The sequence below is a fragment of the Gordonia sp. 135 genome (assembly GCF_009720185.1).
Classification (GTDB): domain Bacteria; phylum Actinomycetota; class Actinomycetes; order Mycobacteriales; family Mycobacteriaceae; genus Gordonia; species Gordonia alkanivorans.
In genome coordinates this window covers 207,816-230,389 of sequence record NZ_CP046257.1, presented here as the reverse complement: position 1 = coordinate 230,389, position 22,574 = coordinate 207,816, and the positions used below count along the sequence as shown (strand labels likewise).

15 protein-coding genes are annotated in these 22,574 nt (G+C 67.4%); 4 read left to right on the top strand and 11 right to left on the bottom strand.

The genetic code is table 11. The annotated features are described in order from the left end of the window. The first annotated feature begins 19 nt into the window (after positions 1-19). Both GKZ92_RS00975 and GKZ92_RS00970 read left to right on the top strand, forming a co-directional pair. The gene (locus tag GKZ92_RS00975) at positions 20-712 is read left to right on the top strand and encodes a DUF6474 family protein (protein WP_035754198.1); all 693 of its coding nucleotides are present in this window, start codon (positions 20-22) and stop codon (positions 710-712) included. Between the two features lie 98 nt (positions 713-810). Beyond that, positions 811-1,392 carry a hypothetical protein gene (locus GKZ92_RS00970; RefSeq protein WP_075862655.1) on the top strand — a complete coding sequence of 194 codons (582 nt, stop codon included), beginning with the start codon at positions 811-813 and terminating at the stop codon, positions 1,390-1,392. A 4-nt stretch (positions 1,393-1,396) separates the two neighbouring features. Here the strand turns inward: GKZ92_RS00970 and GKZ92_RS00965 are convergent, their stop codons facing one another. The 8 genes from GKZ92_RS00965 to lysX form a co-directional block, all read right to left on the bottom strand. Continuing rightward, entirely contained in the window at positions 1,397-2,797 is a 1,401-nt protein-coding gene (locus tag GKZ92_RS00965) for a fatty acid desaturase family protein (protein ID WP_155224908.1), read from the bottom strand. Positions 2,798-2,881: 84 nt separating this feature from the next. Beyond that, positions 2,882-3,979: a ferredoxin reductase gene (locus GKZ92_RS00960; protein WP_155224907.1), complete on the bottom strand. Its 1,098-nt coding sequence runs from the start codon at positions 3,977-3,979 to the stop codon at positions 2,882-2,884. 247 nt (positions 3,980-4,226) lie between these two features. Continuing rightward, positions 4,227-5,075, bottom strand: coding sequence for an alpha/beta fold hydrolase (locus GKZ92_RS00955; protein ID WP_155224906.1), 849 nt, complete (start codon positions 5,073-5,075; stop codon positions 4,227-4,229). Positions 5,076-5,113: 38 nt separating this feature from the next. Beyond that, positions 5,114-6,334 (bottom strand): PQQ-dependent sugar dehydrogenase, encoded by a 1,221-nt coding sequence (locus GKZ92_RS00950; RefSeq protein ID WP_155224905.1) that lies wholly within the window; start codon positions 6,332-6,334, stop codon positions 5,114-5,116. Between the two features lie 58 nt (positions 6,335-6,392). Continuing rightward, the gene (locus tag GKZ92_RS00945) at positions 6,393-7,946 is read right to left on the bottom strand and encodes a succinic semialdehyde dehydrogenase (protein WP_006358871.1); all 1,554 of its coding nucleotides are present in this window, start codon (positions 7,944-7,946) and stop codon (positions 6,393-6,395) included. A 50-nt stretch (positions 7,947-7,996) separates the two neighbouring features. Then, positions 7,997-8,485 carry a ribonuclease E activity regulator RraA gene (gene rraA / locus GKZ92_RS00940; RefSeq protein WP_127961971.1) on the bottom strand — a complete coding sequence of 163 codons (489 nt, stop codon included), beginning with the start codon at positions 8,483-8,485 and terminating at the stop codon, positions 7,997-7,999. A gap of 34 nt (positions 8,486-8,519) precedes the next feature. Next, entirely contained in the window at positions 8,520-9,437 is a 918-nt protein-coding gene (locus tag GKZ92_RS00935) for an alpha/beta fold hydrolase (protein ID WP_155224904.1), read from the bottom strand. 28 nt (positions 9,438-9,465) lie between these two features. Next, the gene (gene lysX / locus GKZ92_RS00930; RefSeq protein WP_196222023.1) at positions 9,466-12,879 is read right to left on the bottom strand and encodes a bifunctional lysylphosphatidylglycerol synthetase/lysine--tRNA ligase LysX; all 3,414 of its coding nucleotides are present in this window, start codon (positions 12,877-12,879) and stop codon (positions 9,466-9,468) included. 142 nt (positions 12,880-13,021) lie between these two features. Here lysX and GKZ92_RS00925 point away from each other — a divergent pair, with 142 nt between their 5' ends. Next, on the top strand, positions 13,022-13,240 hold the full coding sequence (locus GKZ92_RS00925; protein ID WP_127961974.1) for an RNA-binding S4 domain-containing protein: 219 nt from the start codon (positions 13,022-13,024) through the stop codon (positions 13,238-13,240). 568 nt (positions 13,241-13,808) lie between these two features. Here GKZ92_RS00925 and GKZ92_RS00920 read toward each other — a convergent pair. The 3 genes from GKZ92_RS00920 to gltB form a co-directional block, all read right to left on the bottom strand. Next, on the bottom strand, positions 13,809-14,696 hold the full coding sequence (locus GKZ92_RS00920) for a cutinase family protein (protein ID WP_155224902.1): 888 nt from the start codon (positions 14,694-14,696) through the stop codon (positions 13,809-13,811). A 133-nt stretch (positions 14,697-14,829) separates the two neighbouring features. Then, positions 14,830-16,284 (bottom strand): glutamate synthase subunit beta, encoded by a 1,455-nt coding sequence (locus GKZ92_RS00915; protein ID WP_006358876.1) that lies wholly within the window; start codon positions 16,282-16,284, stop codon positions 14,830-14,832. After that, positions 16,277-20,860 (bottom strand): glutamate synthase large subunit, encoded by a 4,584-nt coding sequence (gltB, locus tag GKZ92_RS00910; protein ID WP_006358877.1) that lies wholly within the window; start codon positions 20,858-20,860, stop codon positions 16,277-16,279. Before gltB ends, GKZ92_RS00915 begins: the two co-directional genes overlap by 8 nt. Positions 20,861-21,445: 585 nt before the next feature. Between gltB and GKZ92_RS00905 the strand changes: the two genes are divergently transcribed. After that, on the top strand, positions 21,446-22,507 hold the full coding sequence (locus GKZ92_RS00905; RefSeq protein WP_155224901.1) for an alpha/beta hydrolase fold domain-containing protein: 1,062 nt from the start codon (positions 21,446-21,448) through the stop codon (positions 22,505-22,507). Positions 22,508-22,574: the final 67 nt, after the last annotated feature.

The window sequence follows — 22,574 nt, the reverse complement described above, 5'->3', positions numbered from 1 at the left end:
AGCAGCGAAAGGTCATTCGATGGGTTTGTTCTCCTCCGACGGTAGGTCTCGCGCTCAGCGCCGCGCAGAGGCCAAGGCTCTCAAGACGAAAGCCAAGCTCGAGGCGAAGTTCGACGCCAAGCACCGGCGGAAGGAACAGAAGGCTCGTCGCAAGACCGAGCACAAGTACCTCCAGAAGGATCTGAAGGCGGAGCGCAAGACCGCCAAGCAGTTGGCGAAGGCCCAGGAGAAGGTCGTCAAGGCCGAGACCAAGAGGGCCAGTGCCGAGGCGAAGGCAGCCGCCGACGCCAAGGTGTTCAGCCCGGCCAGCGTCAAGCGCTACCTCACGGTCGCTCGCCTCGTGGCGCCCATCGCCGTCCCGATCGCCTACCGCGCGGCGGTCGCGGGTCGCGCACAGCTCTCGGCGCTGCAGGCCAGTCGTGCGGGTGTGTCGCCAGAAGTGTTGCGCCAGTTCAGCGGCCACGGTGCCGCCCTGTCCGCCCGGATCGCGACCACGCGCACCACCCTGGACAAGGTCGTCGCGCAGGACACCAGCGCCGACGCCAAGGACTTCGTCACGGCGATGACCCAGCGTCTGGACAACCTGGACATCGCGGTCGGCGCGGCCGAGACCATGTCGGCCGGGCAGCGCCGGACGGCCCACCAGGCGATCGACGACGAGCTCGTCGCCATCGACGCCGACATCCTCGCGCGCCTCGGCGTTCGCTCCTGAACCTCTAAGATGGGTTCCACGCGTCGCGTCGGGGATCTCCCCTGCGCGCACACCCCGGAGACACACGCAAGGCCGGGACACACGCAAGGGAGCGCCGTATGACCGAGCAGGAGCCGAACGTCACGCCGTCCGACGACGGTGCGAACAACGACGAACCTCCCCAGGAGTCGGCGGCGGCCGATCCCGGACCGGCTCAACCGGATGCGACGCCGGCCCCCGAGCAGGCGACCCCACCGAAACCTGCGCCGAAGAAGGCCCCGGCCAAGAAAGCACCCACCAAGAAGGCCGCGAAGAAAGCACCCACCAAGAAGGCCGCGAAGAAAGCACCCACCAAGAAGGCCGCGAAGAAAGCACCCGCGAAGAAGGCCGCCCAGAAGAAGGCGCCGGAGAAGAAGGCACCCCCAAAGTCGGTACCTCCCGTCACCGAGGTGCCCGTCGCCGAAACCCCGGCCGCCCCGGAGACCCCGATGCCGGCTCCCGCCCCCGCCCCCGCGCCGACACCGGCGCATCCGCCGGTTGACGTCGTCGCCGAATCCGATGCTGCGCGAGCCACTTTCGCCCAGCTGCGATCAGGTGCACCCACCGAGCCGCCGACGACCAACCTCCCCCCCGCTTACGCGGGGCTGGCGGCGGTCGTGGCGATGCTGGTGTTCGTGGTGCTGCGGCGCGTCCTGCGCTGAGGGGCTACCGCGGCGGCGGTGAGACCTCGACGCCGCCCGACTCGTGCTCGGGTCCGGCGTTCGGGTGTTCGGCGGGGAGCCGTCCGCGGAAGCGTGCGGCTTCGCTCGGACCCGGTTCCTCGCCCCGCGAGTGCGGCGGCCGGTGGTACGGTCCCGGCTTCGGGCGCGCCTTGCCGCCGGGGAACGCCAGGCGCGCGATGGTGCGGTGGACCTGGCCCCACTGTTGTCCGAAAGGTCCTGTGTTGTAAGGCAATCCGTAGCGTTCGCAGATGTCCTTCACCTTGGGTGCGACCTCTGCGTACCGGGTGCTCGGCATATCGGGATACAGGTGGTGCTCCACCTGGTAGCCGAGGTTGCCGCTGATGATGTGGAACAGCGGGCTGCCCTCGATGTTCGCCGCACCGACGAGCTGACGGACGTACCAGCCGCCGCGGGTCTCGTTCTCGACCTCTTCCTGGCTGAATGTGTAGGTCTGGTCCGGGAAATGGCCACAGAAGATGATGGCGTGCGCCCAGACGTTCCGGATGATGTTGGCGGTGAAGTTCGCGGTCAGGGTCCGCAGGAAGGTGCTCTCCGCACCGGGCAGCACCTGGTCGGCGAACTTCGCAGCGGCACGACCTCGCCGGCCACCGCGGCGTCGGATCGCATTGCCGATCCGCGAGGTCGACGGCTGCCGGATGGCACCGCCCGTCGCGGCCTGGCTCAGCAGGAATGCACCCGCACTGATCGCCGGCCAGCCGATGTAGTCCTTCACGACCTGGCGACGCATCTTGACCGCGATGCCCTTGAGGTCCTTGGTGAGCTCCGACATCGGCTTCTCACCGCGCCGGATCGCCTCCAGGTCGAGGTCGTGCAGCGCGACACCCCACTCGAAGAAGGCGGTCAGCAGGACGTTGTAGAACGGCTGGAGCAGATAGACCGGGTGCCACTTCTGGTTCGGGTCGATGCGCATGATCTCGTAGCCGAGATCCTTGTCCTTGCCGCGAATGTTGGTGTAGGTGTGGTGGATGTAGTTGTGGGAGTGCTTCCAGGCCTCCGCGGTGGAGGCGGTGTCCCAGTCCCACACCGACGAGTGGATGTAGGGATCGTTCATCCAGTCCCACTGCCCGTGCATCACGTTGTGGCCGATCTCCATGTTCTCCAGGATCTTGGCCATACCGAGGCACGCCGTTCCGGCGACCCAGGCTCCCCGCGAACGCGAGTTGAGCAACACGATGCGCCCCAGCGTGGCGAGCTGACGCTGGGTGGCGATGACGGTCTTGATGTAACGCCGGTCGCGGTCGCCGAGGTCGCCGTAGACCTCGTCGTGGATGGCGTCGAACTCCTCGGCGAGCTTGTCGATCGTCTCCTGATCGAGGTGCGCCAACGGGCTGGTCACGCGCTGTCCGGAATCGGTGGTTGTCATGTTTGTTCCTCCCGGTCAATCCTGACCTTCGGTCTACGGTGTAGATCCTGACCTTCGGTCTACGGAGTGGGGTCTGACGTCCGGTCAGAGGTCGACGTCGACGTCTCCCTCGGCGGTGTTCACGCAGATGCGGATGCTCGTTCCCTCTGGCGAACTCACCTCGCCGGTACGCAGGTCCCGGATGCTCCCCTGCTTGAGAACCCCGGTGCAGGTGTGGCAGATACCGATCCGGCAGCCGAACTTCAGCTCCATGCCGTTCTCCTCACCTGCGACGAGGATCGGTTGGCCCGGCTCACAGGTCACCTCGGTGTCACTGCGAGTGAACCGGACGGTGCCCCCCTCACCCTCTCCGGCATTCCCGCCGATGATCGGCTGGAAACGTTCGAGATGGATTCGGTCGCCGACACCCTCGGACTCGAAATGCTCGACGAGGCTGTCGAGGAGCTCACGGGGTCCGGAACACATGGCCTGCCGTTCACGCCAGTCCGGACAGAGTTCGTCGAGGTCGGCAGCCTTGATGCGACCGTCCCTGCCCGTGATGCGCAACGTCAGATCGAAGCCGTCGTGCCGATCGTCCATCGACTCGAGATCGGACCGGAACATCACCTGCTCGTCGCTGTGCGCCGAGTGGATGGCGACCACGTCGTCGATCCGATCGCGATGGTCGAGGTCGCGGAGCATGCTCATGATCGGGGTGATCCCGCTGCCCGCGCTGATGAACAGCATCTTCTCCGGCAACGGATCGGGGAGCGTGAAGACGCCCTCGATCTCGCCGAGCCGCACGATCTCCCCCGGGCGTATGCGGTGGACGAGGTAGGGCGAGACCTTTCCCTCCTCGACCAGCTTCGGCGTCACACTGATCAGGCCGTCGCGTGGATGCGGATCTGAGGTCAACGAGTAAGCGCGCCAATGGAACACGCCGTCGATGACCACCCCGAGACGGACATACTGCCCCGGTTGGTGACCCGGCCACTCGTAGCCCGGCTTGATCCACACCGTTGCCGCATCCACGCCCTCCGGCCGTACCTCGACGACCCGCCCGCGCAGCTCCCGAGTCGTCCAGAGCGGATTGATCAGCTCCAGGTAGTCGTCGGGGTGCAGGGGATTGAACAGGTGCCGGATCGCGCCGAGGAAACCTCGGCGCAGCGGGGAGACCTTGGGTGTTGCGCCGCGTTCAGCCACGGAACAGCCTTTGTCGCAATTCGATTCGTGTCACGACACCTCGCAATGGGTCGTCGGTTGTCTCTTCGTTCCCACGAGCTGCTTCATGGGTACCCTCCGAGCGATCTGGGTCCGACCCTACGACCTCAGGCGTCGCAGGGTGGGTCACTCGATCAGATCGGTTCACAACGGCCGAATTACCACCGGCCGGAGGATTCAAACCCAGGTCGAGGCATCAATCCGGCCACGTTCTGGCGACAACTGGGACCTATCGGACAATCGCCGACTCGATGCGCCTCAGGATCGCCGCCGCCACCTCGTCGGGCCGGGATTCCGGGAGCCAGTGGTCGGCACCCGGCAGGACGACGAAGTCGTAGGGAGCGTCGACCCACCCCGAGGACAGTTGCGCGCCGACCCTGCCCAGGGCGATGTCGCGGTCGCCCCACAGATATGACGTGGGCACTTTCACCTGCGCAGGCGTCGACCTCTTGTCGGGGATGGCCATCGCGCGGTACCAGCCGAGCGCTCCGGGCAGTGCCCCGTACTCGGCGATGTCGGGAACCACGCGGGAGGCGAACGGTTCCGGGAACCCCATCCGCACACCGAAATCCGGTCGCGTGGTCATCAACCGCCCGAGTAGCTTCTCCGGCAGCGCCGGGATCTGGAACGCCAGCATGTACCAGGACCGGAGGATCTGACCGCGGGGCATCGCCTGCAGGAACGCACCGGGATGCGGGACCGACAGCGCGGTCAGCGTTCGCACCCGATCGGGGTGGTGGGCCGCGAGTGTCCACGCCACCGCCGCACCCCAGTCGTGTCCGACGACGTGCGCATCCTCGACACCCGCGGCGTCGAACAGCGCTAGCACGTCCGCCACCAACTCTCCCTGGACGTACTCTCGGCGCCGGGTGGGTCGCGCCCCGGGTGAGTAACCGCGCTGATCCGGAGCGATCGTGCGGAAACCCCTGGCGTGCAGACGCGGGGCGACGAGATCCCACGAGCGCGCTCGTTGCGGGAAGCCGTGCAGCAGGACGATCGGTTCGCCGTCGAGCGGACCGGCGTCGAGCACGTCGAAGGTGTACGCGCCGCGCCGGAACGTGGTCAGCCTGTCGGTCATCGCCGCACTCTCACACCCAGCGCGTCATCGCACACGCCTCAGTCCTCCCAGCGCACCCGCAGGATGCGGTCGGAACCGTCACCGTCACTCGTCGTCAGCACCAGGGACCCGTCGGGTGCCACGGCGGCACTCCGCAGACGGCCGTGCTTCTGCTCGAGGGCCTCGGTCTTCGACACGACGCGGCGTCCGTCGTCGGACAGCTTCAGGAAGACGAGCCGCTTCCCTTTCAGCGCGGTGAGGACGAGTCCACCGCTGTACGGGCCCCAGCCCGTGGCGGGAAGGAAGGCGATACCCGGCGTCGCGATCGTCGAGTCACCCGACGACCACACCGGCCCGATCGCGCCCGGGACGCGACCGGTGTCGGTCATGGGCACGGACTCGTCGTAGATCAGCGGGGTGCGGTCCGGCTTGTAGCCGTAGTTGCCGCCGGCGACGATCAGGTTCAGCTCGTCGTCCCGGGTCGTCCCCTGCTCGACCGCGTAGACGCGGCCACTGCCCGGGGCCACCGCGACACCTTGGACGTTGCGGTGGCCGAGGCTGTATACCGGGCTGCGCGGGTCCGGATTGCCCGGTGCCGGGGTGCCATCGCGCGTGATGTGCAGAACCTTGCCGCCCAGCGACTTCCGGGCTTGGGCGAACGACGGGGTGCCGGTGTCACCGGTGCCGACCCAGATGCTGTCGGGGGTGACGGCGAGTCCACAGCCGGCACGACTTCCCGAGGAGTTCACCGGGATGTTGCCGAGGATCGTCCGCTCGCGCGCCATCTTCGTCCAGTCCGCGCTGACCCGCCATGACACCACCTTGGTGGTCTGACCGGTCTGCGGCGCCGGGATGGGCGCACCAGCCAGCGGCTCCGGCACGGTGAAAGCGCCCGGCACGGTGTATTCGGCCTGACACGAGTACACCCGTCGGTTCTCGGAGAAGCGGGGGTCGATGGCGAGTCCCATCAGCCCGGCCTCGTGGAACGCGAAGATGTTCGACAGATCGGCCGTGACGTTGACGCGCGTCCCACCAGGGCGCACCGCTACGAACCTCCCCGCGCGCTCCCCGGTGAGCACCGTGCCGTCCGGTGCGACGACGACGCCCCACGGGATGGTCAGCCCACCCGCGACGGTCGTCACCTTGAGCGGCGCCTGGGCGTGAGCCGCCGGGGCCCCGACGACCATCCCGGCGATCGTCGCCGCTGAGACCATGACCGCCGCGAGCCCGCGCGCCGGCGATCGACTGTGCTTCCTGCGTTCACGACGTGTCGGGGTCACAGAAGTCACGGTAGCCACGACGCGGTGCCGGGTTGGGGCGAAACGGTGAGATCGAGATCTAACGGCCGGGCAGGTACTTCAGCGCGCGCACCGCGGTCGGCGTGATGGCCCGGTAGATGTTCTTGGGGACCAGCGGGGCGCGGTCGATGCCGATAAAGCGCTGCTCGGCGATCGTCTGTGCCTCGGTGTACTTGAGCAGACCCTCTTCGCCGTGGCGTCGGCCCACACCGGAGATCCCCATGCCACCCATCGGCGCGGCGGTCGACGCCCAGGCGGCGGCGTACCCCTCGTTGATGTTGACAGTGCCGGCCCGCAGCCGTTCGGCGACGGCCTGGGCCTCGGCGCTGCTCCCCGCGAAAACGCTTGCGTTGAGCCCGTACTCGGTGTCGTTGGCGAGCTTGATGGCCTCGTCCGTGGAGTCGACCGGGTAGATCGAGACGACCGGCCCGAAGGTCTCGTTGCCGTAGCAGACCATGTCGTCGGTGACATCCGTCAGAACCGTCGGCTCGAAGAAGAACGGGCCGAGATCGGGACGCCGCTTGCCGCCGGCGAGGACCTTGGCACCCTTCGCGACCGCGTCCTGGACGTGCGCCTCGGCGGTGTCGATCTGCGCGGCCGACGCCAGCGAACCCATGTCGGCGGTGAAATCGTAGGTGCCCGAGAGCTTCATCATCGAGACATAAGCCGCGAAACGCTCGGCGAACTCGTCGGCGATCCGCTTGTCGACGTAGATCCGCTCGATCGAGATACACAGCTGACCGGAGTTGGAGAACGCGGCGCGCGCGGCGCCTTGCACGGCGTTGGCGATGTCGGCGTTCGCGGTGACGACCATCGGGTTCTTGCCGCCGAGCTCGGCCGAGAAGCCGATCAGCCGACGACCCGCCTGCTCGGCGAGGGTGGCGCCGGTGGCCGACGACCCGGTGAACATCACGTAGTCGGTCGAGGCCATGATCGCCTGGCCCACGACGCCGCCCGGTCCCGGGACCACGGCGTACAGCTCCCGCGGAAGACCCGCCTCGTAGAGCAGTTCCGCCAGCGCCAGAGCGCAGTACGGGGTCTGGCTGTCGGGTTTGATGACCACACCGTTGCCGGCGACGAGCGCCGCGACCGCGTCGGACACGGCCAGCGTCAGCGGGTAATTCCACGGACTGATGACACCGATGACGCCCTTGGGCAGATGCCGCACCCGGACGCTGGTGGCGCCGGGCAGCATGCCCTTGACCTTGCGGTCGGCGAGCAGCTTGGGTCCGGTGGTCGCGTAGTGGCGCGCGGTGATCGCGACGTCGATCACTTCCTCCTGCGCGTAGATCCGGGCCTTGCCGGTCTCGGCCTGCGCTATGTCCATCAACGACTCGGAGTTGCGGAAGACGAGGTCGGAGAACTTGTCGATGACCTGGGCGCGTTCGGCCGGGGTCCGGGCCGCCCACCCCTGCTGGGCCTGCCGGGCGCGGGCGACCGCGGTCTCTAGGTCCTCTGCCGTCGCGACCGGGATGGTGGCCATCTCGGAGCCGCTGAACGCTTCCAGCACCGGGCGCGTGGGACGACTCGCGGCGTCGTCGATCGCGACGAGGGCTCCGAGACGGGTGAAGTAATCGGCGGTGGGCTTCGGCATTTCGGGGCTCCTCAGCAGCGTTGCGATGGATGGTCGAAGACGGGGGGCGATCAGCTCTCGGGACTGACGAGCACGATGCCGTCGTCGTCGGAGTAGACGATGTCGCCAGGGTTGAAGGTCTCGCCACCGATCGTCAGCGGGACGTCACGGTCGCCGGCGCCGGTCTTGGTGGACTTGCGGGGGTTGGTGCCCAGCGCCTTGACGCCGATCGTCATCCCGCCGATGGTCTTGGCGTCGCGGATGGCGCCGTTGACGATGATCCCCACCCAGCCGTTGGACCGGCCGAGTTCGGCGATGATGTCGCCGACCAGCGCGGTGTGCACCGACGCGTCGCCGTCGATGACCAGTACGCCGCCGGGGTTGGACTCGCTCAGGATGGACTTCAGCAGGGCGTTGTCCTGGAAGCACTTGACCGTGGTGACGCGCCCGACGAACTCGCGATTGCCGCCGTACTGCGTGAACTGGGTGTCGCAACTACGGACGTCGGCCCCGATCTCGTCGACGAGATCAGCCGTCGGGGTGAAGGTCAGCTCGCTCATGCCGACCAGTTTAGGTGTTACCGCAAGTTCTGGGTTACTCGCGGGTAGGTTCGGGCGAGCGTTCACCGCCGAGGCCGTCGATGATCTCCGCGACCTCGTCCGGCCGCTCGGAGACCAGGAAGTGCTTGGCCCGCGTCAGGACGACGGTCTCGTCGGCGCCCAGGATGTCCGAGTAGCGCCGTTGCTTCCACTCCCAGAACGTCCGCCATCCGCGCAGCGTCGACGATGCGACCACGACGACGACCGGTACGCGGGGCATCGGAGCGGTTCGACGAAGACCGCGCAGGGTCTTGTCCATCGCACCGAAGGCCGCGTTCTCGACGAGCATGGCCAGCAGGAACGGTGGTTGCCCGAATACGCGGGCTCCCCAACTTCGTTGTTGCTCACCGCGACCCTCGGGAGGCGCGGGCACGACCCGCTTCCACACCTGCAGACTCGGCCAGCGCTGGATGCCGACGCGGCTCGTCAGCGCACGCGCCACCCCGACCAGCCGGTGCGCGTTCCCCACCCGGAACGACAACGGCACGAGGCGCCACGGCACGAGCACATACGAGCCGTCGAGCACGACCACGCCGGCCGTCCGGCCGGGATACTGCCGGGCGAATGCCTCCACGTACAGCGACGCCAGCGAATGCCCGACCACCACAACGGGTTCGGTCACACCACGGGCGTCGAGCACCGCCGCCATCCGGTCGACCTCGCCGAGCAGGGTCGGGAGGTGCTGCCGCTCAACCGGACTCGACAACCCGTAACCCGGCCGGTCGTAGCGGATCACCCGCCACGACGTCGAGAGCCGGGCCACCAGCGGGTCGAGGTCGAACCAGTTGCTACCCAGCGCCGCCATCAGCAACAGCGGCGGACCCGACCCCTCGTCGAGCACATGCAACCGATGTTCACCGACGGTGACGAACGTGCCCGGCGCTGCGGGCACGTCACCGTCGGTGCGCGTCATCGGGTTCACCCGACCAGTGTGCCTGTGCTCACGCGTCCTGCGGTTTGGCCAGCGGGAACGCCAGCGATTCGCGGATCGACTGGCCGGTGATGAGCATGACCACGCGGTCGACGCCGACGCCCAGACCACCTGTCGGCGGCATCGCGTACTCGAGCGCCTGCAGGAAGTCCTCGTCGAGCTCCATCGCCTCCGGGTCGCCGTCGGCGGCCAGGACGGACTGCTCGGTGAGACGCTTGCGCTGCTCCACCGGGTCGGTCAGCTCGGTGTACGCAGTGCCGAGCTCCACTCCCCACGCCACCAGATCCCAGCGCTCGGCGACGCCGGGCTTGCTGCGGTGTGCGCGGGTCAGCGGCGACGTCGACGTCGGGAAGTCGGTGTAGAACGTCGGGAACGTCGTGCGGTCCTCGCCGAGGTGTTCGTAGAGTTCGAGCACGACCTGTCCGGCGTCCCAGTCCGGGCGGTAGTTGATCTCGAGGCGATCGCACACCGCCCGGAGCTGCTCGACCGACGTCTCCGGCGTGATCTCCTCGCCCGCCCCCTCGGACACCACCTCGTGGACGGTCTTCACCGGCCACTCGCCCGAGATGTCCACGCGCTCTTCGTTTCCGTCGGCGTCGGTGCGGATGATCACCGGTTCGCCGTAGGCCGCCGTCGCCGCGTGCTGGATCAGCTCGCGGGTGAGGTCCAGCATCTTGAGGTAGTCGCTGTGCGCCTCATAGGCTTCCAGGCTCGTGAACTCAGGGTTGTGGCTGAAGTCGACGCCCTCGTTGCGGAAGTTGCGTCCGATCTCGAAGACCTTCTCCACGCCGCCGACACACAGGCGCTTGAGGTAGAGCTCCGGCGCGATCCGGAGATAGAGGTCGAGGTTGTAGGCGTTGATGTGCGTCTGGAACGGTGTCGCGTTGGCGCCGCCGTGGATCTGCTGCAGGATCGGCGTCTCGACCTCGAGGAAACCGCGCGCGGCGAGGAAGTCGCGCAACGACTTCACCACCAGACTGCGGATCGCGAGGTTCTTCCGGCTCTCCTCGTTGATCGCGAGATCGACGTAGCGCTGGCGCACGCGGGCCTCGGGATCGGTGAGGCCCGCCCACTTGTCCGGCAGTGGTCGCAGGCACTTGCCGTTGATCCGCCAGGCGTCGATCAGGATCGACAATTCGCCCTTGCGACTGGTGCCGACGACACCGCGCACCTGGATCAGGTCACCGAGGTCGACGTCGGTACCGAAGTCGGGAGTGCCCGGGATGACCCGCGACTCCTCGACGAGGATCTGCACCTCGCCCGACCAGTCGTGCATGTCGGCGAACACCACCTTGCCGAAGTCACGTAGACGCGTGACGCGGCCGGCGACGGTGACGACGGTGCCCTCGGGTTCCGTCCGCGCCTGCGCGATGGTGTGCGTCGGCTGGTCGGCGGGCGGATAGGGATCGAAACCACGCTCGACGAGCCGGTCCATCTTGTCGAGTCGGACCCGCACCTGCTCGGGACGGTGCACGACGGCACCCTCGGGAGTTGCTGCCTCGGCTTCCAGTTCGGCGATCAGCGCAGGCGCGTCGACGCCGGCCGGAATCGACGGCTGGCCTTCGGAATAGTGCTTGGCCCGCCCGAACCTGGGCAGGGTGATGAACCCTTCGGTGACGATCGCGGCGAGTCCGACGCGCGGCAGGATGCGGTTGTCCTCGAAGCACAGATACCGCGACTGCCAGTCCGGTAGGTACTTGGCGTTCGACTTGTACAGCGACTCCATCTGGAAGAACCGCGAGCCGAACATCAGTACGGAGTAGCCGGCGCGCATGACCGGGCCCGCACCGATCTGCGGGCCCTGCTCGAAGAACGCGCGGAAGGCCGCGAAGTTGAGCGAGACCTCGGTGATGCCGAACTGTTCGGAGTTGCGGCACAATTCGGCCACCATCGTCTCGACGACGCCGTTCGGTCCCTGCCGATCGCGTCGCATCAGGTCCAGGGAGGCGCCGCGGCGACCCCAGGGAACGAACGAGAGCATGCCGACGACCTGCTCGTCCGGGGTGCCCTCGCCGACCACGCCCTCGACCAGCAAGCAGTCGTCGTCGGCGCGATCGCCGATGCGCGACAACGCCATCGCGAAACCGCGCTCCTCGTCGGTGTCGCGCCAGTCGTCGGCGCGGGCGACGACCTTCTCCATCTCGGCATCGCCGATGTCGCCGTGGCGTCGGATCCGGACGGTCACACCGGCGCGCCGCGTGCGGGTGACGGCCTGGCGCACGGCCTTCATCGCCGGCCCGCTCAGGCTGAACTCACGGGTGTGCAGGATGGCTTCGTCACCGATGTTCAGCGAGATGAAGCCGGCGGCGTCGTAGGCCGCGGCGCCGCGTGAACTCGACCCGATGGAAGCCGGATGCCACCCGTATTTCTCACAGAGGGTGAGGAACTCCGTGATGGCGTCGGGCCACGACTCCGGATCGCCGATCGGGTCACCGCCGGCCATTCCGACGCCGACCTCGACCCGGTAGGTGATCGCCGCCCGGCCGTCGGGCGAGAACACGACCGCCTTGTCCCGACGGGTGGAGAAGTAGGCCAGCGAATCGTCGTCGTTGAAGCGGGTGATGAGCGCACGGATGAGCGCTTCGTCCTCCGCGGTCATCAACCAGCGCAGTCGTTGCGACCGGAACAGTACGACCGCCGCGGCGATCAGCGCGAGCGCACCGAACAGACCCAGCAGGCCGTTCACGAAGATCGGGGCGTGGCGACCGTCGAAGGACGCCTCCTGGTCGATCGCGCCGAAGGCGACCACACGGTTGAACGCGTACGGAAGGCGATCGCCGCGCGTCAGCGTGTGAGGGAAGGCCCAGACCAGCGCCCAGCCGAGCAATGTCGCGATGCCGAGACCGACGACCAGCGTGGCGATCGCCGCGGGAATCGCACCCCGGCGCACCCTGGTGTGGAACTGCCGGTAGGTCGCCACGAGGAAGACCAACGCGGCGAGGTCGATGACCAGGCCGATGTAGAGGTTCGTCCGATCCCACGACGTCACGTCGAGGTCGTCCTCGAGCGCCGGGATCAGATAGAGCACGTTGCCCACCATGAAGAGCACCAGATAGATCACGCTGATCCACCAGGCGATCCGCTTGCGTGCCGACAACGCGATCGCGATCAGCGCCAAGACGAAAGCCCACGCAAAACTCGTGTCGGGCAGCGTGATGACGTAGTCGTCGACGTAACGCCGAGGGTCGTGAATCAGACGACGAAAGGCCGGGAACAGGCTGGACAGCAACGCGATCGTCGCCAGGACACCGACGACGGTGCCCGCGATGTGCGGGGCGTTGCGGCCGAATCCGGTAGGGCGCCTGATCTTGTCGAGGAGGACGAGGGAGCGCCGGTCAGCCGCGGTGGGGGTCCGCCGGGGTGCCTCGGGATGTTCGTCGGGGCTGGACGGGTCGACCGGCGCAAGGGGGGTGTCGGTGGCCATGCGTCGACGGTAGTCGTCCGCACGGGTGCGACTCGGCACTCCACGCTGATTGGATCCTGCGGCGGCACATATCTGCATCGAGAAGCCGGTGCGGTCGTGCCGGTGTGGCCGACTCCGCCGTCACGGGGCATGATCTCAGACTGTGTACGACGTGACGATCCGCGACGACTCCATCCGCCTCGGCCAGTTCTTGAAACTGGCCAACCTCATCGAATCCGGCGCCGAGGCCAAGGAGGTCATCGCCGACGGTCTGGTGACCGTCAACGGTGAGGTCGAGATCAGGCGTGGTCGTCAGCTCACGCTCGGCGACGTGGTCGAGGTGGGCGGGATGAGCGTGCGGGTCGCCCGCGACGAGGTTTGAGAATCCCCCGGACACCGAAACCCCGGTGTGTGATCCCCCCGGATCAGGAACGAAGGCCGAGACGCCTGAGTTCGGCCGGCGTGATGAGGCGTTCTGCTTCGGCGGGGAACGTCGATGAGTCGATTCGACGGCCACCGAGTCGCCCCCCGGTGAGCGAATTCAGCAATGAGCCCCGGCGGGGCGGGTGAAATGTGTCAGCCAACTTCATGACCAATCACTTCCTGGTGCATTCACATTCGTTACAACGGACTCTGACTTTGATCTACTGTAGCGACAGTACCCATCGCTGTCTCCGGGGTAATTCGTGGTTTGCACCACTCACCCCGAGCCCCGTCAACACGTGAGATTCCACGTCCCCGGTGTCCCGGAATCGTGACTGTCGCACCTGCCGACTTAATCGATCATGGCACGCCGAGCGTTACGATCCGGGTAGCGACGCGGCATCTACCAGCACCAATGCTACGCAGCGAACGCGGCGGCGTATGCCATCCACTCGGACCAATTCATCCTGGGGTTCTATCGCTCGAACCCGCAGCGCATGCGCGGTTCAAGCTGAGGAACGACCGGCTCAGGCCAGTCCGGCGAGGAAACGGTTGGCCCAGGTGACCGCGCTGACACCGGGCCTGACCTGGAAGTCGCCGTAGGTGCCGTGCGATCCCGACTGCAAGAACTTGTTGAACGAGATGATCTGGTCGCGCGCACGCTTGTTGCCGAGTTCCTGGACGATCGCGCCGGGCCCACCGAGGGTGAGCAGCTCACGAACGATCACCGCCGCCTCGGCCTGGTACTGGAGGATCTGGCTCGGCGTCGGGTCGCTGGTCTCGGCCAGGTATCCGGCGATGCGGGTGATGTAGAAGTCCCGCGGGGTGTTGCAGTACATGTCCGACGGTTCGCAGAGGGTGAACGCCCGCGGGAGGACCCAGCCCATGCCGTCGATGCGGGGTCCGCCGCTGCCCTCACCGCGCAGGGCCGGACCGACGACGTTGTCCTTGCGGGATCGTCGGGGATCGGAGATCAGGACGACGCCGGCAACCTGACCCGGGCGGATCAAGGCGCGCCCGGTGCCGATCTCCGACGCGAGGTCACCCGCGGCGTCGGCGCCCTGGCTGTACCCGACGAGAGCGATCCGGGTGCCCGGGCACCGCGCCAGCATCTGCAGGGCGAGGCCGCGGGTGTTGGCGACGGCCTGGGCCTTCGACTTCCCGTAGATCGCCTTCTCCCACGGGAACGCGGTCGCGTCGTAACCGACGTACGGGACCTTGGTCTCCGGCCCCAGCCCGGAGGTGACCGCACCCAGGACACCCGGGCTCACGCCGTTGGACCAGGTTCCCGGAACGGCGAGGACGTAGATCTTCGGGCAACCGGCCGGTGCCGCGTCCGCACGCGGCGTGCTCAACCCGAACCCTCCCAATACGGCACACAGCAGAGTGCACATGATGGCGAGGATTCGACGCATGGGCTGCCCCTTCGACGGATGGATCGCGATAGGCCGAGTGTATGGCCACACCCCCCGGGTGTGTAGCCGAGAAAACGAAACTCCCGCCCACCTTCTCGGTGGGCGGGAGTTCTCGTTCGTGGTGGCCGGCAGGTCAGCGCTGCGCGACCTGGGTCGGCACGATCGGGGCCGGCAGATCCGACGCACCGGTGAGGTACTCGTCGGCGGCCGCGGCAGCCGAACGACCCTCGGCGATCGCCCAGACGATCAGCGACTGGCCACGGCCGGCGTCACCGGCGACGAACACGCCCGGCTGGCCGACAGCAGCGAAGCTGTTGTCGCGCTTGACGTTGCCGCGGGCGTCGTACTCGACACCCATCTTGTCGAGGAGATCCTCGCGCTCCGGGCCGACGAAGCCCATCGCCAGCAGGACCAGATCGGCCTCGAGCTCGAAGTCCGAGCCCTCGACCTTCTCGAAGCGTCCGTCACGCATGACCACCTCGTGGGCGCGGAGCCCGGTGACCTTGCCGTTCTCGCCGATGAACTCCTCGGTGTTGACCGAGAAGACGCGCTCGCCGCCCTCTTCGTGGGCCGACGACACGCGGTACATCAGCGGGTAGGTCGGCCACGGGGTCGACTCGGCGCGTTCGATCGGCGGCTTCGGCATGATCTCGAACTGGTGGACGATCTCGGCGCCCTGGCGCAGCGAGGTACCCAGGCAGTCGGCGCCGGTGTCGCCACCGCCGATGATGATGACCTTCTTGCCCTTGGCCGTGATCTGACCCTCGATGGTGTCGCCGAGCTGAACCCGGTTGGCCTGCGGCAGGAACTCCATTGCCTGGTGGATGCCGTCGAGCTCGCGGCCCGGGATCGGCAGGTCGCGGCCGATGGTCGAACCGTTGGCGAGGATGACCGCGTCGAAGTCGGCCCGCAGCTGCTCGACGGTGACGTCGACACCCACGTTGACGCCGGTGCGGAAGACGGTGCCCTCGGCCTCCATCTGCGCCAGTCGGCGGTCGATGTGGCGCTTCTCCATCTTGAACTCGGGGATGCCGTAGCGCAGCAGGCCGCCGATGCGGTCGGCCCGCTCGAACAGCGTCACGTCGTGTCCGGCACGCGTGAGCTGCTGTGCGGCAGCGAGTCCGGCGGGACCCGAACCGACGACGGCCACCGACTTGCCGGTCTTCTTCGACGGCAGGACCGGGGTGACCCAGCCGTTGTCGAAGGCGTTGTCGATGATCTCGACCTCGACCTGCTTGATGGTCACCGGCGGCTGGTTGATGCCGAGCACGCACGACGCCTCACAGGGTGCCGGGCACAGGCGACCGGTGAACTCCGGGAAGTTGTTGGTCGCGTGCAGACGCTCGATACCGTCGCGCCACTGGTCCTTGTAGACCAGGTCGTTCCATTCGGGGATCAGGTTGCCGAGCGGGCAGCCGTTGTGGCAGAACGGGATACCGCAGTCCATGCAACGGCTCGCCTGCGTCTTCAGGTGATCCTTGTCGAAGTCGGTGTAGACCTCATTCCAGTCGAGCAGTCGCAGCTCGACCGGACGACGGTCGGGCAGCTCCCGCTCGGGGTGCTTGAGGAATCCTCTGGGGTCAGCCACGTGCGGCCTCCATGATCGCTTCGTTCACGTCTCGCCCGGTCTTCTCCGCTTCGGAGATGGCCAACAGCACGCGCTTGTAGTCCCGCGGCATGACCTTGGCGAACTTGGTCTGGGCAGTGTCCCAATCGGCGAGCAGCGCTGCGGCGACCGGGGATTCGGTCTCGGCACGGTGTTCGTCGATGATGGCGGCGAGGAACTCGATGTCCTCGTCCTCGAGGGGCTCGAGGTCGACGAGCTCGGTGTTGAGGTTGTCGGCCAGCTTGGCGTCCGGGTCGTAGACGAACGCCATACCGCCCGACATGCCCGCCGCGAAGTTGCGCCCGGTCTCGCCGAGCACCACGACGCGTCCACCGGTCATGTACTCACAACCGTGGTCGCCCACACCCTCGACGACCGCCGTCGCACCCGAGTTACGGACGCAGAAGCGTTCGCCGACGATGCCGCGCAGGAAGATCTTGCCCGCGGTGGCACCGAAGCCGATCACGTTGCCGGCGATGATGTTGTCCTCGGCGACGAAGTCGGCCGGCGCGTTGCGCGCCGGACGGACCACCAGGCGACCGCCCGAGAGGCCCTTGCCGACGAAGTCGTTGGCGTCGCCCTCGAGGCGCAGGGTGATGCCCTTGGGGACGAATGCACCGAAGCTGTTGCCCGCCGATCCGGTGAAGTCGACGATGATCGTGCCGTCCGGCAGACCTTGTGCGCCATAGGTCTTGGTGACCTCGTGACCCAGCATGGTGCCGACGGTGCGATTCACGTTGGTGATCTTCGACGTGAACGACACCCGGGTGCCGTGGTCGATCGCGTCGCGGCTCTGTGCGATGAGCTGCTGGTCGAGCGCCTTCTCGAGCGCATGGTCCTGCACGCCCGAGCAGTACAGGTCCTGGTTCATGAACGGCGATTCCGGCATGGTCAGGATCGACGTCAGGTCGAGCTTGCCTGCCTTCTCCGACTTCCAGTGCGCCAGCGCCTTGGTGGTGTCGAGAGCCTCGACGTGACCCACGGCCTCCTGGAGCGTACGGAAACCGAGGCGTGCCAGCAGTTCCCGGACCTCTTCGGCGATGAACAGGAAGAAGTTCTCGACGAACTCCGGCTTGCCGGCGAAACGCTCACGCAGAAGCGGGTTCTGGGTGGCGATGCCCACCGGACAGGTGTCGAGGTGGCAGACGCGCATCATGACGCAGCCCGAGACGACGAGCGGCGCGGTCGCGAAACCGAACTCCTCACCACCGAGCAGGGCGGCGATCACGACGTCACGGCCGGTCTTCATCTGACCGTCGACCTGGACCACGATGCGATCGCGAAGACCGTTGAGCAGCAGCGTCTGCTGGGTCTCGGCGAGGCCGATCTCCCACGGCGCACCGGCGTGCTTGAGCGACGTCAGCGGCGACGCACCGGTACCACCGTCGTGACCCGAGATGAGCACGACGTCAGCGTGTGCCTTCGACACACCGGCGGCGACGGTGCCCACGCCGACCTCGCTGACGAGCTTCACGTGGATGCGCGCCTTGGGGTTCGCGTTCTTCAGGTCGTGGATCAGCTGGGCGAGATCCTCGATCGAGTAGATGTCGTGGTGCGGCGGCGGCGAGATGAGGCCGACGCCCGGCGTCGAACCGCGGACCTCGGCGACCCACGGGTACACCTTGTGCGGCGGGAGCTGGCCGCCCTCACCGGGCTTGGCGCCCTGCGCCATCTTGATCTGGATGTCGGTGCAGTTCGACAGGTAGTGCGAGGTGACACCGAAACGTCCCGACGCGACCTGCTTGATCGCGCTGCGCCGCCAGTCGCCGTTCTCGTCGTGGTGGAAACGACGCGGATCCTCGCCGCCCTCACCGGAGTTCGAGCGACCACCGAGACGGTTCATGGCGATGGCCAGCGTCTCGTGGGCCTCGGCGGAGATCGAACCGAAGCTCATCGCGCCGGTGGAGAACCGCTTGACGATCTCGCTGGCCGGCTCGACCTTCTCGATCGGGATCGGGTCGCGGTCACCGAAGTTGAAGTCGAAGAGGCCGCGCAGCGTACCGAGACGGGTCGACTGGTCGTCGACCAACTTCGTGTACTCCTTGAACACCCCGTACTGACCGGTGCGCGTGGAGTGCTGAAGCTTGAACACCGTGTCCGGGTTGAACAGGTGGTACTCACCCTCACGGCGCCACTGGTATTCACCGCCGACCTCCAGCTCGCGGTGTGCGCGCTCCGAGGGCCGGTCGCTGAAGGCCAGTGCATGCCGGGTGGCGACGTCGGCGGCGATCTCGTCGAGACCGATGCCGCCGAGCTGGCTGATCAGGCCGGTGAAGAACTCGTCGACGGTCGCCTGGGAGAGGCCGATGACCTGGAAGAGCTGTGCACCGGTGTACGAGGCGATGGTCGAGATGCCCATCTTGCTCATCACCTTGAGCACACCCTTGCTGGCGGCCTTGATGTAGTTCTTGCGTGCGGTGGCGAAGTCGATGTCGCCGAGCACGCCGCGCTCGACCATGTCCTCGATCGACTCGAAGGCCATGTACGGATTGACCGCACCGGCACCGAAGCCGACGAGTGCGGCGATGTGGTGGACCTCGCGGGCATCGCCGGACTCCACCACCAGGCCCACCCGGGTGCGCTTGCGCTCCCGGACCAGGTGATGGTGCACCGCCGCGGTCAGCAGCAGCGACGGGATCGGCGCGTTGGTCTCGTCCGACTCACGGTCGGAGAGCACCACGATGGTCACACCGTCGTCGATCGCGGCACTCACCTCGGCGCGAATCCGGTCCAGCGCGGCGCGCAAACCGGCGCCACCCTCGGCGACCGGGTACAGCCCGTGGATCTGCTTGCTGCGCAGGTCCGGGTAGCGGCCGTCCTCCTCGATCCGGACCAGCTTCGCCAGCGTGTCGTTGTCGATGGTCGGTTCGGGGATCTCGATCTTGCGGCAGGTGTTCGGACCGGGATGCAGGAGATCACCCTCGGAACCGATCGTGTCGCCGAGACCGGTCACCACCTCTTCGCGGATGGCGTCCAGCGGCGGGTTGGTGACCTGCGCGAAGAGCTGCTGGAAGTAGTCGAAGAGCATGCGCGGACGCTTGGACAGCACCGCGATCGGGGTGTCGGTGCCCATCGAACCGAGCGCCTCGGCCCCCGTCCTGGCCATCGGCGCGACGAGGAGGTTCAGCTCCTCGCTGGTGTAGCCGAAGACCTGCTGGCGCAACGCAACCCGCTCGTGAGCCATGTGCTCATGCGGCAGTGCCCGCACGTCGTTGACGTCGACGAGGTGCTCGTCGAGCCACTCCTGGTACGGGTGCTCGGCGGCCAGTTCGTCCTTGATCTCCTCGTCGTCGACGATGCGGCCGGCGGCGGTGTCCACGAGGAACATGCGGCCCGGCTGCAGACGCATCTTCTGCACGACGTCGGCGTGGTCGATGTCGAGGACACCGACCTCGGAGGCCATCACGACGAGATCGTCCTTGGTCACCCAGATACGGCTGGGGCGCAGGCCGTTTCGGTCGAGCACCGCTCCGACGACGGTGCCGTCGGTGAAGCACACCGACGCCGGGCCGTCCCACGGCTCCATCATCGTGGCGTGATAGCGGTAGAACGCCCGGTGCGCCGGTTTCATCGACTCGTGACGTTCCCAGGCCTCCGGGATCATCATCAGGACGGCGTGCGGCAGGCTGCGGCCGCCGAGGTGCAGGAGTTCGAGCACTTCGTCGAAACGTGCGGTGTCCGATGCGCCGGGGGTGCAGACCGGGAAGATCTTCGACGCCGCGTCGGCACCGAAGGCCTCGGTGTCGATGAGCGCCTCGCGGGCACGCATCCAGTTCTCGTTGCCCGTCACGGTGTTGATCTCGCCGTTGTGGGCGACGCGGCGGAACGGATGCGCGAGCGGCCACGACGGGAAGGTGTTGGTGGAGAAGCGCGAGTGGACGAGGCCCAGCGAGCTCTCGACGCGCGAGTCCTGCAAGTCGACGTAGAACTCCCGCAGCTGCGGCGTCGTGAGCATGCCCTTGTAGACGAAGGTGCGTCCCGACAGGGACGGGAAGTAGACGGTCTCGCGGCCGGGGCCGTCGGCGCCCGCGCCCTTGTTGCCGAGCTCGTACTGGACGCGCTTGCGCACGACGTACGCGCGACGCTCGAGTTCCATGCCCTCGGCGCCGCCGATGAAGACCTGGCGGAAGGTGGGCATCGCGTCCCGGGCGAGCGCACCGAGCGAATTCTCGTTGGTGGGCACCTCGCGCCAGCCGAGCAGGGTCAGGCCCTCGGACTCGATGACCTTCTCGACGCCCGCGCAGGCGAGCCGAGCGTCTTCGGAGCCCTGCGGGAGGAATGCGATACCGGTCGCGTAGCTGCCCTCGGCGGGAAGCTCGAAGTCGACCGTCTCCCGCAGGAAGCGGTCGGGAACCTGGATCATGATCCCGGCACCGTCACCGGTGTTCGGTTCGGCACCCGCGGCACCGCGGTGCTCGAGGTTGACCAGGGCCATGATCGCCTTGTCGACGATGTCGCGACTGCGTCGTCCGTGCATGTCCACGACGAACGCCACGCCGCACGAATCGTGCTCGTTGCGTGGGTCGTAGAGACCGACCGGTCCCGGAGCCTGCTTCATATTCGCCTCACTTTGCGTGCGAAGGGTGCACGCACTAACCGTCGTCAATGTTTGGGGGCCACCCCGCCTGTATCACCGGCTCCGTTGCCGGCCTTCTCGCCTCGGACGTCACTGTCCGTCGCCGTGCGGACCTCGCTGTCCCCAACAGCGTCGTCGTCTGCCGCCCTCAAGGGGCTGACCTGGGGCAGAGCCGACAATCACATGGCGGTGGCCCCGTCAGCGCCGTTGCTGACGGATTCTCCCGGGCCGCGTCGTCGGGGCCCGAACACCCTGCTCATCTCGGCTTTACGCGCAGCACTACAAAGGGCGCCCGCGGCTGCCGTATGAGCATTGTGTGTCATTTTTCCACGTGGGGTGCCCACTATCGAAATCCGGCTACCACAACGACCCCGCTCCTGCACGTCAGAGGAGAAATCGGGCGTGTACGGACATCACCGCGACGTCCCTGCGAAGTGAGCTGTCGGCCTTCTGTAGGTAACGACACGGATCCATCGCGGCGGCCACTCGATCGCGGCGGGGTCGCGGTCCGGTGTCACCGCAGACGATCGCCGCGCATCGGACATCCGGTACCGATACCGTCGGGTGATGAGCGTCACTTCCATCACGGGCGGTGCCCCGACCCCGCCCGCGGACGACGAGAACCCCTTCGGCCGGCTCGGCGTGGACCCGCACGGCTCGCGCCGGTCGCGTGCAGTCAACGCCTACCTCGCACGGGTGACCTGGCCGATGATGCTCGCCGCACGTCGCAGCCACCCCCGGGTGACGGCGCAGATGATCCAGCGGACCCGCCCCGGGTTGGACCGCACCATCGAACGGCTCAGTCCGCCGCCGTCGGGCACGATGGTCGGGCCGATCCGGGAGACGTTCCGCGGTGGCCAGATCCGCGGCGAATGGGTGACGGGCCGACGCGCCGCGGTTCCGCAGCCGGGCACCCGGGTCATCTACTACCTCCACGGCAGCGGATATGTGGTGTGCTCGCCGCGCACGCACCGCGGGCTCGTCGCGCGGTTGGGCAACCTGACGGAACTGTCGGCGTTCAGCCTCGACTACCGGCTCGGTCCCGAACATCCCTGGCCCTGTGCGGGAAACGACGCTATCCGGGGATACCGATGGCTTCTCGCGCAGGGGTATCGCGCCGAGGACATCGTGATCGCCGGCGACTCGGCCGGCGGGCACCTCGCCCTCGACGTCCTCGCCGTCAACCACGCGACCCGCACCCCGCAGCCCGGATCGATGGTGCTCTTCTCCCCGCTCTACGACCCGACTTTCGATCTGGCCGTGGACAATCAACGCAGCGGCGTCCACGACCCGATCATCAACGCGATCACCGCGCGCAAGATCCTCCGTCTCTACACGCGGACCGCGGACCCCGACCATCCGCGCATGCGCATCCGTCTGACCCCGGAGATGACGCTGCCCAAGACCCTCATCCAGTACGGGGCCCTCGAGGTCATGGGCGCCGATGCCCGGGCCACCCACGCCGAGATCGTCGGTGCCGGTGGAGTTTCGGTGATCCAGGCATGGCCAGACCAGGGGCACGTCTTCCAGCTGATGCCGAGGTTGTCCTCAGAAGCGCGCCTGGCCGTGGAGACCGCGGCCCGGTTCATCACCGTCACGGCACCCACGCGCAGCGACACCGCGAGCTGAGGCGCCACACCCGGCAAAGACACACGGCCGGTGACGACATTGGGAGATCGTCACCGGCCGTGCCGTG